This window comes from Pandoraea oxalativorans (assembly GCF_000972785.3).
GTDB lineage: Bacteria > Pseudomonadota > Gammaproteobacteria > Burkholderiales > Burkholderiaceae > Pandoraea > Pandoraea oxalativorans.
The window spans coordinates 4,994,130-5,009,426 of sequence record NZ_CP011253.3 but is presented as its reverse complement, the minus strand read 5'-3'; the positions used below and the strand labels follow the sequence as shown (position 1 = coordinate 5,009,426).

Below are 15,297 nucleotides of genomic sequence, written 5' to 3'. Positions count from 1 at the left end.
GATGCGCGATATACGTAACATGTCACGAGGCGCGAAAGCGGTGTCGGAGACGCTTGGGAGAGGCGTAAATCAATGCGAGTACTGCTGGTAGAGGACGATCCGCTGATCGCGAGCGGCATCGTTGCGGGGCTTTCGACTTTGGGAATACACGTCGAGGCGACTGCGTGCGGCGAGGCGGCCATGGCGGCGCATGCCGAGAACCGCTTCGACGCGCTGGTGCTCGATCTCGGGCTGCCCGACGGCGACGGTCTGAACCTGATCGCCAGCGTACGCGCCGTCGAACCGGACGTTCCCGTGTTGATCCTCACGGCGCGCGACGGCGTCGAACACCGGATCTCGGGGTTGAATGCCGGGGCCGACGACTACATGAGCAAGCCCTTCGACCTGCGGGAACTGGCGGCGCGCTTGCATGCGCTGGTGCGACGCACGCATGGACGCGCCGCGCAGATCATCGAGGCGGGTCCCTTGCGGCTCGATCCGGCGAGCGGGCTGGCGTGGCTCGACGGTGCACCGGTCGAACTGTCGCGTCGCGAGGTCGATTTGCTTGCGTATCTGGCGAGCAGCCGGGGGCGCTGGTTGTCGCCCGACATGCTGCACGTGCGGCTTTACGGCATGACGGAGCGCGTCAACAGCAATGTGTTGAACGTTCACATACATAACGTGCGTCGCAAGCTGGGTTGCGACGTCATCCAGACTGCGCGCGGCCTGGGATATCGGTTGGGATGGGCCTTGTCATGAGCCTTCGACTTAGGGCGGTGCTGATTGCTGGCGTGGCGCTGATCGTCCTGTGGATGGCGGCGGCGGGATGGATGATGCGCGGTGTACGCGCGAGCCTTGACGAAGCGCTCGACGAGCGTCTGGCGATGTCGGCCAGCATGGTGGCGGGCCTGATGGCGCGCGCGGCATTTTCGCCGCATCCCGAGCCGAGAGATTGGGGCGAGGTCATTCGCGCGAGCGGTAGCGACGGGATCGCCTGCGAAATCCGTTCGTTGCAGGGGGCGGTGCTGGCGCAGACCGACGGCAGTCCCAGGACGTCGGCGATGACGTTGCCGACGGGCTTCAGCAAGAGGGAGATCGACGGCCGCAAGTGGCGCATCTATGTGTTGCAGGACGCGGGCGGATATCAGGTGATGACGGCGGATCTCGTCCAGCGACGGGCTGTGTTGACGAATGGCATGTTGCGCGCGGCGGGCATTCCGTTCCTGATTGCGGTCATCGGGGGCTTGATTGCGTTGTGGATCGGCATCGGAAGGGGGCTGAAGCCACTGGAGACGTTACGCGCAACGTTGCGCGCCAAGCGCACTGACGACACCATGCCGGTGGACATCGGAAGCGCACCGAAGGAACTGAAGCCAGTGTTAGTGGCATTGAATGGCTGGCTGGACAGATTGGCGCAGACATTGGCGGGTCAGAGGGCGTTCACGGATGGCGCGGCGCACGAGTTGCGTACGCCGTTGACGGCAATCGACACGCATTTGCAGGTGGCGGCGTTGACGCAGGGGAGTGCATCGAAGCGGGCGTTGCAGCAGGCGAGCGCGGGCGTAAAACGACTGGGTCACACGTTGGATCAGTTGATGACATTGGCGAGGACGGAGGCGCCGATCCACGAGCACGACATATGCGAGTCGGTGACGGAGGTGATCGAGGAGGTCTTGACTGCAATGGGAGAGACGGATCGGGGCCCCTTTTCAATGCGAGTTGGGTCTATGTCTGAGCAGGGGAAAGGGGCGCCGGTCCGTCGTCGAAGTGGCAGGATCTTCGTTAGCATGTCAGCGACAGACACGGGATCGGTGTTGCCGCGTTCGATGCTGGCAACGGCGTTAAGAAACTTGCTGGACAACGCAACGCGCTACTCCCCGGAGGGCAGCGAAATCACGTTGTCGGTGATGGCGGATGCGCTGAACCGGAGATATTGCGTGGAGGTCAGCGACCGAGGCCCGGGCCTTGCTGCTGCGCAAGCGGCGCGACTGGGCCAGCGATTCTGGCGCGGCGATCAGGGGCGGCAGCGCGGTGAGGGTGCCGGGTTGGGCATTTCTATCGTGCAGGCGATTGCGAGGCGTTTCGACGCAACGCTTGAGTTCGCGCCGCGCGAGGGTGGGGGATTGGTGGCGCGATTGTTCGTGCCTGCGGGCGACGGTATGCATGGCGGCGATGCGTCTCGCGTCACCGCCATGCCGACGCTCAGCCAGTCTTCTTCGCTCGCGACGTCCGGGTAGTTTTGGCGGCCGCCGTCGTGGCGGTCTTGGTGGCGGCCTTCTTCGCGGCAGTCGTCCGTTTGCGAGGCGTGGTTGCCGGTGAGTTCGCCTTCCGACTCGTCGCGCGGGGCTTGGCCGCTACGCTCGTCTTGTCTGCCCCGCGCCCGTCGGCCTCTCGCTTTTGCGCGGCCCGTTCGAAGACGGCGAGCACGCGCTCCAGATCGTTTTGTTCGCCATCTTCCAGCGGCACCGCGAAACTCAGTTCCTTCACGGCCTTCGCCAGCAGCCGGATCGACGTTGGCGAAGCATGCGCGAGCATGCCCGGAATGGCCTCCATCGCGGCATTCGGGGCCATGCGCAGCAAACCCGCCTGACGTCGAATGATCTCGCGAAAGCGCTCGATCGAAATCTCGGCGTCGCCGCGCGGCAACGAGCGCGCAAGATTGAACTGCCGCTCGTCCGCTTCGCCGTGCAGACGGTGCACCCAGAGCAACGCGCGAATCCCCGCTTCCAGCACACCGCCCTCACGCACTTCGTGGCGGCGCAGTTCCAGCGCTTCCTGCACGAACGCCACATGCTCGGGCGACGTGCCCGGATGCACCCGCACGGCCGAACCGTCGCTGCCATGCAGCCCGGCGAGCGCCTGCACCCACGGCTGGCCGTAGATCGTCTCGAACGCCTTCTCGTAACCGTCGTCGCGCATGTCGCGGTAAAAGTTCAGCGACTCCTCAATGGCCGTCGACACTGCTGTTTCGAACGCGAGGAACGGATTGTCGGGCGACACCGTCTGACGCGTCTGCCGCACGCGTTCCGCCTTCTCGGCGAACGGCGCCGCAAAGGGATTGCGATCTGACCACAGCTCGTAGCTCACACGCAGGGGATGCAGCAGCCGCATCCAGTACGCCGACGTCGGCGTCACCATCGCGCGCACCCACGGCTGCACGAGACTGCGATACAACCCCAGATGAATGTCGGACAGATGCGCCACCGCTGCGAAACGCCGGTCGCTTTGCGCATCCGGTTGCACGATGGCGCGCACGTCCTCCACGCTGCGACGCTGAATCGACATCACGTAATCGCCTTCGGCAAGCTCGCCGTGCAGCGTGTCGTCGGTCTTGTCGGCGATCTGCGCCTGATAGATGCCCGCGGGCAACACGTCGATCAGATCGATGTTGTTGACGAACTTGCGATGCTCCTTACGCCCGGTGCTGCCCGACACGAAGATGCCGAGATGGCCAATGCTGTCGTGCGTGGCGTAGACGATGGTCTGATCGTGACTGAGCACCTCCGCGTCGTCGCGATACATGTCAGTTACGAAGCCGAGCGCCTGCGGTGGCGGCGTGATGTTATCGCCGTACGAACAGAACACCACGATGGGCGAACGGATGTTGCGCAGGTCGAGCCGAATGCCGTCGCTCGTGATCAGCTCCGCGCTCGTGAGCCGGTTGCCGACGAACAGGTTGTCGACGATGTATTGCATCTCCTGCGCGTTCAGGAAAACGTGCCCGCCCCAGTACTTCTCGAAGCCAAGATAGCGCGGTGCTTCGGTATCGACGTTGGCGTACAGGTGGTACTTCTTACGCCAGAGTGTGTTCGCCGGATCGAGATTTTCGAAGTTCTGCACCAGCCACGCGCCGTCGAAGCGGCCGTCGCCGAGATCGCTCGTGAGTGCCGTGAGCCAACTGCCGCCGAGCAGACCGCCGGAGTAGCGCATCGGATTGCGTCCGCGCCACCCGGCCCAATAGGACACCGGTGCGCCCGCCACGATGATCGGCCCGAACAGCTCGGGGCGCATCGCAGCGGTCATCAGAATCTGCCATCCGGCCTGACAGTTGCCGATGACCGCAGGCTTGCCCGCGCTTTCCGGATGCATCGAAATGACCTTCTCGAGAAACGCCGCTTCGGCGCGCATCACGTCCTCGACCGTTTGTCCGGGAACGGGGTCGGGCAGGAAGCCGACGAAATAGCACGGATGCCCCGCGCGCAACGCCGCACCGATCTCGCTGTCGGGCTTGAAGCCGCCGATACCGGGGCCGTGCCCCGCACGCGGATCGACGACGACGAACGGGCGCGCATTGGGCAGCGTGGGCGTGTCCTTCGGCGGCACGATGCGCATCAGGCAATAGTTGCAGGGACGCGGCAGCGCGTGGGCGTCGAGGATCACCTCGGCGTCGAAGTCGAGCACGTTGGGGGCCGATTCGGCCAGATGCTCCTGGTACTGATTGCCGCGCTGACGCATGACGTCGGCAAACAGCACGCTGCGCTGCCACGCGTCGACAGCGTACTCGGCGGCGGCCGACATCCACGGCAGATTGGCGAGCCACGGATTGGCGGCCAGCCACGGCGCGTCGCCGGGAGCGGCAGACGATGTGGCGCGAGCCCGTCGGGAGGGCTGAGACGAGCGGCGTTCCAGTGCGGCAGACGACTTGGCGGGCATGGCAATGACCTCACAAATCCGGCATGACGGGGTTCGGGAAGCGCCGCGTCCGAGACCGGCGGCGGGCCCTCGCGGTCCGCGTTATGCCATCGAACTGAGCGTGCGACGAAAACGTCGCAGCGAGAAGGCGAAGAACACCGCGCCGATGACCGCGAGCGCTGCGAACTGCACCCACACGACGCCGATCCCGGCGCCACGGAACAGAATGGCTTGACCCAGTTCGACGAAGTGCGTCGTGGGCGCGGCCAGCATCACGTCCTGCACCAGCTTCGGCATGCTTTCGCGCGGCGTGTTCCCGCCCGAGAGCATTTGCAGCGGCAGCAGCACCAGAATCAGCAACATGCCGAACTGCGGCATCGAGCGCGCGAGCGTCGCGAGAAAGATACCCATCGATGTCGTGGCGAACAGGTGCAGTGTCGCCCCCAGCAGGAACAACGCCACCGACCCGCCAATCGGCACGTGCAGCGCGCCGCTCACGATCAGCCACAGCGACATGGCCGCCGCGATCAGCACGACCAGACCCATCGACCATACTTTCGCCAGCATGATCTCGGTCGGTGTCACCGGCATGACGAGCAAATGCTCGATGGTGCCGTGCTCGCGCTCCCGGATCAGCGCCGCACCCGTCAGAATGATCGAGAGCATCGTGATGTTGTTGATGATCTGCATCAGCGCGCCGAACCACGCCCGCTCCAGCGTCGGATTGAAGCGCACGCGCAACGCCAGGTCGACGGGCAGTTCCGGCGTAGATCGGTATCGCTGGAGGAACTCGCGCACTTCCGCCGACACGATCTGCTGCACGTAGCCGCTCCCCGAGAACGCCTGACTCATGCGCGTGGCGTCGACGTTGAGCTGCACTTCGGCGGCGCGCCCCGCCAGCACGTCGCGCTGGAAGTTCGGCGGAATGTTCAGCGCAAACGTGTACGCGCCCTCGTCCATGCCCCGGTCGACGGCGTCTGCCGTAATCATCCGGGGCATGGTGAACTGCGGTGGGTAGAACGCCGCGACGATGCGCTGCGAAAGCGGCGAGGCGTCTTCGTCCACGATGGCGATGGGGGCCATGTGCAACGTCTCGGGTTGCGCCGTGGCCGACGAATAGACCGACGCCGTGAACGTGTAGATGATGAGCACCAGCATCATCGGGTCGCGCACGAGACTCCAGAGCTCCTTCACGCCGAGCCGGTAGATGTTTGCGATGTGCCGCATCCACCGATGCTTGCGACGCGGCGGCGTGGCGCTGGTGTCGTGCGCGGTGGAGGGAGAGGCTTGCGGTGCGTTCGGGCTAGCCATCACTTGTCCTGTTTCTTGAGCAGCATGACCGTGGCGCCCAGAATCACGGGCACCGCGATGAGCATCGGCCAGAAGGCGTTGCCAAGCTCACCGAAGCCGAGCGCCTTGTTGAAGACGCCGCGACTGATGATCAGCATGTAGGTCGCCGGATAGATTTCGCCGATGAACCGGCCCGAGCCTTCCATCGATGGCACCGGCGTAAGCATGCCGGAGAACTGAATCGCCGGAATCATCGTGCCGATCATCGTGAAGAACAGGGCCGCGATCTGACTGCGGGTAAAGGTGGACGCGAGCAGGCCGATACCCGTGGCGACCACGTTGAAAATGAAGACCGCCGTCATCAGCGTCAGGAAGCTGCCTTTGATGGGCACGCCGAAGAGTGTCACGGCGATGAGCGCCATGAGCAGGAAGTTCAGCATGGCGAGCGCCACATACGGAATCTGCTTGCCGATCAGGAATTCGGTGCGCGTGACGGGCGTCACGTACAGATTCAGGATCGAGCCGAGTTCCTTCTCGCGCACTACGGATAGCGCGGTGAGCATCGCAGGGAGCATCAGCAACAGCAGCGGAATCACCGCGGGGACCATCGCCGGAAGACTTTTGACGTCGGGGTTGTAGCGAAAGCGCGTCTCGATGTCGAGCGACGCCGTCGGTTTGACGCCGAGCCGTCGCAAGGACTGATCGGCCAGCCAGTTCTGATGCATGCCCTGCACGTAGCCCTGCACGGTTTCGGCACGCATCGGCATCGCGCCGTCGATCCACGCGCCAACCTGCACGGCTTTGCCGCGCGACACGTCGCGCGCGAAACCCGGCGGAATCTCGATGGCCAGCGCCAGTTCGCCGTCGCGCAGGCGGCGGTCCATGTCGTCGTAATCGGTAATGGGCGGCTGTTCGATGAAGTATCGCGACCCCGCGATGTTGAGCGCGTAGTTCTGGCTCATCGTGGTCTGGTCGCGGTCGAGCACCGCGTAGCGCAGATCTTCGACGTCCATGCTGATGCCGTACCCCATCACCAGCATGAGCACGAGCGAGCCGACCAGCGCCAGCGTGGCGCGCACCGGATCGCGCTGCAACTCCAGCGTCTCGCGCCACAGGTAGCTGATCATGCGGCCGAGCGAGAAGCCCCTGAGCTTGGTATGGGGCGCTGTCGCAGCGGTGGCCACTTCCGTCTTCGGCGTCTCGGGGGCCTCCGGGGTGCCGCCACCGGCCTCCACCAGATATTCGATGAACGCCTGTTCGAGCGTGTCCGCGCCTTTGTCCTTCGTGATCTTCGCGGGCGGATCGGAGACGAGCACCTTGCCCGCGTGCATCAGCGAGATGCGGTCGCAGCGGTCGGCCTCATTCATGAAGTGCGTGGAGATGAAGATGGTCACGCGGTCGCGGCGGGACAACGCCACGAGCAGACGCCAGAAGTTGTCGCGTGCGACCGGATCCACGCCGGACGTGGGTTCATCGAGGATCAGCAATTCGGGCTTGTGCACCATCGCCACGGCCAGCGACAGACGCTGACGCATGCCGAGCGGAATGCTGTCGGGCAGCGCGTCGAGCACGTCGGCCAGCCCGAAGCGCTGCACCATTTCGTCGACACGTGCGTCGACTTCGGCCTCGGGCACGTGGAACAGTCGTGCATGCAGCACGAGGTTCTGATGCACCGTCAGTTCGGTGTAGAGCGAGAATGCCTGCGACATGTAGCCCACGCGACGGCGCGTGTCGATGTCCTTCGGGTCGACTTGATGACCGAACAGCCAGGCCTGTCCTTCGCTTGCTTGCAGCAGACCCGTGAGCATCTTCATCGTGGTCGACTTGCCGCAGCCGTTCGAGCCGAGGAAGCCGAAGATCTCCCCGCGACGAATCCGGAAGTCCACATGATCGACGGCGACGAAATCGCCGAAGCGCATCGTCAGCCCTTTGGCTTCGATGGCGATCTCGGTGTGTTCGTCGATATGCAGCGGTGGGATCACGACCGGCTCATAGCCGCGTTTCTTCTCTTCCGGCAGCAGATCGATGAAGGCGGCTTCGAGGTTATCGCGCTGCGTGCGGGCGAGCAGTTCGGTCGGTGTGCCGGTCGCGAGGACATTGCCTGCGTCCATGGCGACGAGCCAGTCGAAACGCTGTGCTTCGTCCATGTAAGCGGTCGCGACGATCACGCTCATCGCGGGGCGTTCGCGTCGGATCCGCGCGATCAGATCCCAGAACTGCGCGCGGGCGAGCGGGTCCACGCCGGTGGTCGGCTCGTCGAGAATCAGCAGATCGGGATCGTGGATCAGCGCGCAGCACAGACCGAGCTTCTGCTTCATGCCGCCGGAGAGCTTGCCCGCCGGACGATCCAGAAACGGACGCAGACCGGTGCTGCGCGTGAGATCGTCGATGCGGCGGCGTCGCTCGGCGGCGTCGTGACCGAACAGGCGCGCAAAGAATTGCAGGTTCTCCTCGACGGAGAGTGTCGGATACAGGTTCTTGCCCAACCCCTGCGGCATGTAGGCGATGCGTGGGCAGACGAGGTCGCGGTGCGCTTTGCTTGCCATGTCGCCACCCAGCGCTTCGACGGTGCCCGTCTGCACGGCGCGTGCGCCGGCGATCAGCGAGAGCAGCGTCGATTTGCCGACACCGTCCGGCCCGATCAGCCCGACCATGCAGTTCGCCGGGATGTCGATGGAGACGCTATCGAGCGCGACCGTCTTGCGGCCGTACTTCAGCGTGACGTCAACGACATGGACGACCGGCGGTGCGCCGTACCCGGGCGTGTGTTTGCCGTTCTCAGGTGAGGAGGAGTCCGTCATGACGCGCGGCTCACTGCGGCAACCGGATCTGCAACTGGGCGGGCCACTCTGCCTTGCTGTCGGTCTTCACCCATGCCACGCCGGGCAGGCCGGTCTTCACGAGCTTCAGATGCTGTTGCAGCAGTTCGGGCGCGATCTGCGCGCGCACGCGGAACATCAGCTTCTGACGCTCGCTCTCGGTCTCGACCGTCTTCGGCGTGAATTGCGCCGTGCTGGAGACGAACGAAATGCTGGCGGGAATGACGAACTGCGGCGCGGCGTCGAGCACGATGCGGGCTTCGGCGCCCATTGCGAGGCGTCCCGCGACGGCTTCGGGCAGGAAGAACGTCATGTAGACGTCCGACAGGTCGACGAGGTTGAGGACCTTGCCGCCCGCCGCGAGCACTTCGCCCGGCTGCGCGACGCGATACTGCACACGCCCGTCGCGCGGTGCCTTGAGTTCGCTGTCCGTGATATCGGCTTCGATTCGGGTGATGGTGGCCTGTGCGGCTTCGACCGTCGATTTCGATCCGGTGACTTGTGCGTTGGCCGCTTCCACGGCCGATTGCGCGGCGGCGACCTGCGCCTTGGCGGCGGTGACGGCGGCGCGGGTGCTGCGTACGCGTGCGCGGTCGTCGTCGAGCTCCTGCACCGACGATGCGCCTTCCTTCGAGAGCGTTTCCGAGCGCGATAGGCGGCGTTGTGCGGCGTCGAGTTCGGCCTCGCGCGCGGCCACGTTGGCTTCGGCCGTGGCCTTGTCCGACAGACGTGCAGCGGCCTGTGCCTGAATCGCGGCGACGTTGGTGACGGCTTGCTGATACTGCGCGCGCGCTTCGTCGCGCTGGGCGTTGAGCGTGTCGATCTGCATCTTGGCGAGGACTTGCCCCGCCTTCACGAAGTCGCCTTCGCGCACGTAGATCGCTTCGACGCGTCCGGCCATCTTCGTCGCGATATCGACTTCGGTGGCTTCGATGCGTCCGTTACCACTGGCGAAACCGTCGCCCGGGCCGCTGTGGCTGTAGGTCTTCCATCCGTACCATCCCAGCCCGATCACGACGAGCACGATCAGGGCCGGAACGAGTTTCTTGGCGTTGGGAAGCGTCATGTTTTATGACCTCTTTAATTTATTGGACAGTCGGCGCGGTGGTCGCCGTGCCCGGCGATGGCTCGATGACGCGGGGCGTTTGTCCGAACGGTCCCGACGGTGTGTCGGCCGCAGGCATGAGACGGCTGCCGCCGCCGAGCGCCGTGTAGAGCGACACGCGAGCGGAAAGCAGCGCGCGTCGTGTCTGCACCGTGGTTTGTTCGATGGCGAGGAGGTCGCGTTGGGCATCGAGGACTTCGAGGAACGCAGCGGCCCCGTGGTCGTAGCGCAGCTTGGCGAGACGCGCGCGTTCCGCCTGCGCATCCTGCGTCGCTTGCAGAATCGTCACCTGCTCGGCGAGCCAGCGGCGTGCGCTCAACGCATCGGCGACGTCGCGGAATGCGCCCTGAATCGTCTTCTCGTAATTCGCCACCGACTCCACGCGGCGCGCTTCGGCCAGATCGAGATTGTTGACGAGACGTCCGCCCTGGAAGATCGGAATGTTGATGCTCGGCGTGAAGGTCCACGCGGCGCTGCCCGCTTTGAACAGGCCGTCGAGTGCGCTGCTTGCCGTGCCGACCGAACCTGTCAGGGTGATCTGCGGGAAGAACGCCGCGCGCGCTGCGCCAATGTTGGCGTGCGCTGCGCGCAGTTGATACTCGGCGGCGATGATGTCCGGACGATCCTCCAGCAACGACGACGGCAAGCCGGGATCGAGATCGCGCATCAGACTGGCATCGTCGACCGTGCGATCGAGCGCTTGCGGTGAGGTGTCGATGGGCACGCCGACCAGCACTTGCAACGCGTGCGCTTGCGCGGCGCGTTGCTGTTCGAGTTGCGTGACGAGCGCCCGCGCTTGCTGCCAGAGCGTAGTGACTTCGGTGAGATCGAGTTTCGACGTCGAACCGACTTGCTCGCGTCGCGTGAAGATGCGCAGCGACTCGGCGCGGCTGTCGACCGTTTGCTGCGCGAGCGCGATGCGTTCGTCGAATTCGCGCAGACTCAACCACGTCTGCGCAACTTGCGAGATCAGACTGAGTTCCAGCGCGCGGCGCGAGGCGTCGGACGCGAGGTAGTCGTCGAGCGCGGCGTCTTTCAGATTGCGGATGCGGCCCCAGAAGTCCAGCTCCCATGTCGACAGCCCGAGCCCGACCTGATACTGGCTGCTGATGTAGGGATTGCCGGTCAGACTCAGGTCGCCGGGCAGACGCTGCCGTGTGCCGCTCGCACCGATGCCTGCGGACGGAAACAGATCGGCGCGTTGAATGCCGTACACCGCGCGCGCCTGTTCCACACGCGCTAACGCGACGCGCAGATCGCGATTGTTCGCAAGTGCAGTGTCGATGAGGCTGCGTAGCTTCGGATCGGCGAAGTACTCACGCCAGTCGAGCGCGGACGCGGGCTGCGCCGTGGCCGTGGCGGGGGAGGTGCCGACGTCAGACGTCCACACATTGGCGACCGGCGCGGCGGGGCGCTCGTAACTGGGCGCCATCGAGATACAGCCGCTAAGCACCGCAGCGGCAAGCGCGGCCGTGATCGATATGAGGGACCGAGGCCTGTCAGGCCGATTAAGCCTATTGGACCTATGGGGCCGAATGGGCCTGACGGACGTTGGGGACATCGCTTGGGTATTCGCGATGTCGGAACGCATACGTGGATTGCATGGTTTCGCCATAGAAGCTTCGACCTCCCGACGGACACCTAACTATATCGTGGGTGACGTCAATCGGCGTATGCCAAAGAGGTCGAAAAAAGCGAACGGTTGTGCTAAATCAAGAAAGGCCCCGAATCGATTAGAGCGTCGATTCGGGGCCTTTCCGGGTGAAGCGTCACCCGCATGCAATGTAGGGATGCTTGTGCCGTTTTAAACGGCAATGCGCTTCACCTTGGTGCAGCGGTATGAGGAGGCGGGGATCAGTACTCTGCGTCGAGACCGTCCTGCACCTGTTCGGCCGCACGCAGTACGGCGCGCGCCTTGTTCTCCGTCTCTTGCCATTCCGATTCGGGCACGGAGTCGGCCACGATACCGGCGGCGGCTTGCACGTAGAGATTGCCGTCCTTCACCACGCCGGTGCGAATGGCGATGGCAACGTCCATTTCACCGCCGAACGACAGATAGCCCACTGCGCCGCCGTAGAGGCCACGCTTGACCGGTTCGAGTTCGTCGATCAGCTCCATCGCACGCACCTTCGGCGCGCCGGTGAGCGTGCCAGCCGGGAAGGTGGCGCGCAATACGTCGATGTTCGATAGGCCCGGTTGCAGGCGGCCTTCCACCGAACTCACGATGTGCTGCACGTGCGAATACTTCTCGATGACCATCTTGTCGGTGACTTCGACGGTGCCGGTTTGCGCGATGCGGCCCACGTCGTTGCGTGCCAGATCGATCAGCATCACGTGTTCGGCGATTTCCTTGGGGTCGCCGAGCAATTCCTTCGCCAGTTCGGCGTCGCGCTCGGGCGTCGCACCGCGCGGACGCGTGCCTGCGAGCGGACGAATCGTCACGATCTCGTGTTCGCCGTCGGGCGTCTGACGACGTTCCTGACGCACCAGAATCTCCGGCGATGCGCCCACGACCTGGAAGTCGCCGAAGTTGTAGAAGTACATGTACGGCGACGGGTTCAGCGAGCGCAGCGCGCGGTAAAGCGAGAGCGGGGCGTCGCGGTACGGTTTGATGAGGCGCTGGCCGACCTGCACCTGCATCAGTTCACCGGCGGCAATGGCTTCCTTCGCCTTGGCGACGGCGGCCAGATAGTCCGGCTTGGCGAATTCGCGGAAGGTCTCGGTGCGCACGCTGCCGGACGTGACGGGAGCGTCGACCGGCGCTTTCAGGCGCGCGCGCAACTCGCGCAGACGCAGGCGTGCCTTCGAATAGGCTTCCGGCTGCGTGGGGTCGGCGTAGATGATGAGGTAGAGCTTGCCGGTCAGGTTGTCGATCACGGCGAGTTCTTCGGTGAGCAGCAACTGGATGTCCGGCAGATTCAGGTCGTCGCGCGGCGCGGTGTGCGCGAGCTTCTTCTCGATGTAGCGCACGGCGTCGTAGCCGAAGTACCCGGCGAGGCCACCGCAGAAACGCGGCATGCCCGGGCGCAGCGCCACTTTGAAGCGCGCCTGAAACTGGGTGATGAATTCGAGCGGGTCGCCCTCATGCGTCTCGACGACGGCGCCGTCGCGCACGACTTCGGTCTTCGGGCCGAAGCTGCGCAGCAGCGTGTGGGCGGACAGGCCGATGAAGGAGTAGCGCCCGAAGCGCTCGCCGCCGACGACGGACTCCAGCAAGAAGGTGTTCGCACCGCGACGGTCCCCCAACGCCAGCTTGAGATAAAGCGACAGCGGGGTGTCGAGGTCGGCAAAGGCTTCTGCGATCAGCGGGATGCGGTTGAAGCCCTGGTTGGCCAGCGATTTGAATTCGAGTTCGGTCATGTTGCACTCTGCCTGCAAGTTTGCCGGCGGGCGGTCCCGCAATATCGGCGTGGATTGGCGTTGAAACTACCTGAGTCGTGTCGGAGTGGCGTGTGCTGACCCACGTCGCGGCGCATCGGTTCGCAGCGAATCCGCGCGCATCGGCGGCGAGCGCGATGGCTTGGCGAAAGCTGAGGAAACGATGCGTCTCGACGAATCCGCACGCCGTACGGGACCGCGCGCCGATCGATAACTTCTTGGGAACAACAACGATGCAAGAAACGGGTTGCCGAAGACGAACTTCGACGGTCCCGGCCACCCCTTGGGAAGGGTTCAGCAGGACCAGCGTCGCCAGGGCCAGGCCCCCCGGTCGATCACGCTAAGACTCCGTTTCTTGTTCAGGAACATTGCTTGAATGCAGTGTGGAAGATGACGAATTCAGTTCGCCAGTGCGGACGTCGCCTTGGGCAGAATCGCCCGGGCAGCGCCCAGAATTGAGGCGACTATACCATCCGTGTCGATCGTTTGTATAGATTCGCCATGGTTGTAGCCGTACGGCACCGTGAGCGAGCGGCAGCCCGCAGCGCGGGCGGCCTGCGCGTCGTTACCGGAGTCGCCGACGAGCACCGTCTGCGCAGGCGTCACACCGAACGCTTCACACGCTTTGACGAGTGGCATCGGGTCCGGCTTGCGCCTGGGCCACGAGTCGCCGCCGTACACGAGGTCGAACTGATCGCTCAGGCCGTAGTGGGCGAGCAGGTCGACCGCGAAGCGATGCTGCTTGTTCGTGATGCAGGCGACCGGCAGACCGGCTTCGCGCAACGCGGCCAGCCCTTCGCGCACTTCCGGATAGAGCACCGTGTTCTCGCCGTTGATCGACGTGTAGACGGCTTCATACTTGTCTTGCGCACGGTCGAACAGCGCGTCGATGTCCGACTCGGGGAAGCGTTCGGCAAGCGTCTTGCGCACGAGGTTGGCCGTGCCCTTGCCTACGAACGTCATCAGACGCTCGACAGGCACCGGTTCGGCACCGAGGTCGGCGAGCATGGCATTCAACGCGACACCGAAGTCGCCTGCGGTGTCGACAAGCGTGCCGTCGAGGTCGATCAGCACGGCGCGGATGCCGTCCAGCTGGAGATGCGGATTCTGGATCATGCGACGCTCGCGAGTTGGGCACGCATCTGATCGATGACCGTCTTGTAGTCGGGTTTGCCGAAGATGGCCGAACCGGCGACGAACGTGTCCGCGCCTGCGGCCGCGATTTCGGCGATGTTGTCGACCTTCACGCCGCCGTCGATCTCGAGACGGATCTCACGGCCGGTCTCGGCGGTGTACGCGTCGATACGGGCACGCACGGCGCGCAGCTTGTTGAGCGCTTCCGGAATGAACGACTGGCCACCGAAACCGGGGTTGACCGACATGATGAGCACCATATCCAGACGGTCCATCACGTGATCGAGGTAATGCAGCGGGGTGCCGGGATTGAAGACGAGGCCGGCCTTGCAGCCGTTGTCGCGAATCAGGCTGAGCGTGCGGTCCACGTGTTCCGAGGCTTCCGGGTGGAACGTGATCAGATTGGCGCCAGCCTTGGCGAAGTCGGGCACGATGCGGTCGACCGGGCGCACCATCAGGTGCACGTCGATGGGCACGTCCACGTGCGGGCGAATGGCTTCGCAGACCATCGGGCCGATCGTCAGGTTGGGAACGTAATGGTTGTCCATCACGTCGAAGTGAATCCAGTCGGCGCCCGCCGCCACGACGTTACGGACTTCTTCGCCCAGCCGGGCAAAGTCGGCGGACAGGATGCTGGGGGCGATACAGAATTGCGTCATGGCAGGGCAGGGGGGAAGCGTCAAAAGCGCCATTTTAAAGCTTTCACATGACGCTTGCCCGTTGTGTGCCGCAGGCCCCGGCCCGAAAGCCTTTGCGTGAGTTACAACGCCGGATTCGGCGCTGGATTCGACTCGGCGGCGTTTGAAGCGCGTTTGGCGAGCATCCGGGGGACATTCGACGGGCGTTTGCTGGTTGCGACCCGCGACGACTTGCCGCAGAATGCCTTGCAAAACGGGACAGCATTTGTGTTTATCGCCTGTCACGCTGCTGGAACCCGCCGCCGTCCCATAAGAGTCAGAC

Annotated in this window: 10 protein-coding genes; 2 read left to right on the top strand and 8 right to left on the bottom strand. The window is 64.4% G+C overall.

Annotated elements, in window-relative coordinates; translation table 11 throughout:
- The first annotated feature begins 72 nt into the window (after nucleotides 1-72).
- Nucleotides 73-738 (top strand): response regulator transcription factor, encoded by a 666-nt coding sequence (locus tag MB84_RS22070; RefSeq protein WP_046289901.1) that lies wholly within the window; start codon nucleotides 73-75, stop codon nucleotides 736-738.
- Nucleotides 735-2,216, top strand: coding sequence for an ATP-binding protein (locus MB84_RS22065; RefSeq protein WP_084010083.1), 1,482 nt, complete (start codon nucleotides 735-737; stop codon nucleotides 2,214-2,216). Before MB84_RS22070 ends, MB84_RS22065 begins: the two co-directional genes overlap by 4 nt.
- Here MB84_RS22065 and MB84_RS22060 read toward each other — a convergent pair.
- From MB84_RS22060 to rpe, 8 genes are all read right to left on the bottom strand, one after another.
- On the bottom strand, nucleotides 2,182-4,497 hold the full coding sequence (locus tag MB84_RS22060; RefSeq protein WP_084010082.1) for a DUF3141 domain-containing protein: 2,316 nt from the start codon (nucleotides 4,495-4,497) through the stop codon (nucleotides 2,182-2,184). The genes MB84_RS22065 and MB84_RS22060 overlap by 35 nt on opposite strands.
- A 216-nt stretch (nucleotides 4,498-4,713) precedes the next feature.
- Nucleotides 4,714-5,838 (bottom strand): ABC transporter permease, encoded by a 1,125-nt coding sequence (locus MB84_RS22055; RefSeq protein ID WP_046293142.1) that lies wholly within the window; start codon nucleotides 5,836-5,838, stop codon nucleotides 4,714-4,716.
- Between the two features lie 83 nt (nucleotides 5,839-5,921).
- Nucleotides 5,922-8,702: a ribosome-associated ATPase/putative transporter RbbA gene (gene rbbA / locus MB84_RS22050; RefSeq protein ID WP_084009928.1), complete on the bottom strand. Its 2,781-nt coding sequence runs from the start codon at nucleotides 8,700-8,702 to the stop codon at nucleotides 5,922-5,924.
- A gap of 10 nt (nucleotides 8,703-8,712) precedes the next feature.
- Entirely contained in the window at nucleotides 8,713-9,786 is a 1,074-nt protein-coding gene (locus MB84_RS22045) for an HlyD family secretion protein (RefSeq protein ID WP_046289900.1), read from the bottom strand.
- 19 nt (nucleotides 9,787-9,805) lie between these two features.
- Entirely contained in the window at nucleotides 9,806-11,257 is a 1,452-nt protein-coding gene (locus MB84_RS22040; protein ID WP_245725429.1) for an efflux transporter outer membrane subunit, read from the bottom strand.
- Between the two features lie 422 nt (nucleotides 11,258-11,679).
- Nucleotides 11,680-13,185, bottom strand: a complete 1,506-nt coding sequence (gene trpE, locus MB84_RS22035; RefSeq protein WP_046289899.1) for an anthranilate synthase component I — start codon at nucleotides 13,183-13,185, stop codon at nucleotides 11,680-11,682.
- A gap of 417 nt (nucleotides 13,186-13,602) precedes the next feature.
- A complete protein-coding gene (locus tag MB84_RS22030) occupies nucleotides 13,603-14,319 on the bottom strand; it encodes a phosphoglycolate phosphatase (RefSeq protein ID WP_046289898.1) in 717 nt (238 codons plus the stop codon).
- Entirely contained in the window at nucleotides 14,316-14,996 is a 681-nt protein-coding gene (gene rpe, locus MB84_RS22025) for a ribulose-phosphate 3-epimerase (RefSeq protein WP_046289897.1), read from the bottom strand. Before rpe ends, MB84_RS22030 begins: the two co-directional genes overlap by 4 nt.
- Between the last annotated feature and the right edge of the window lie 301 nt (nucleotides 14,997-15,297).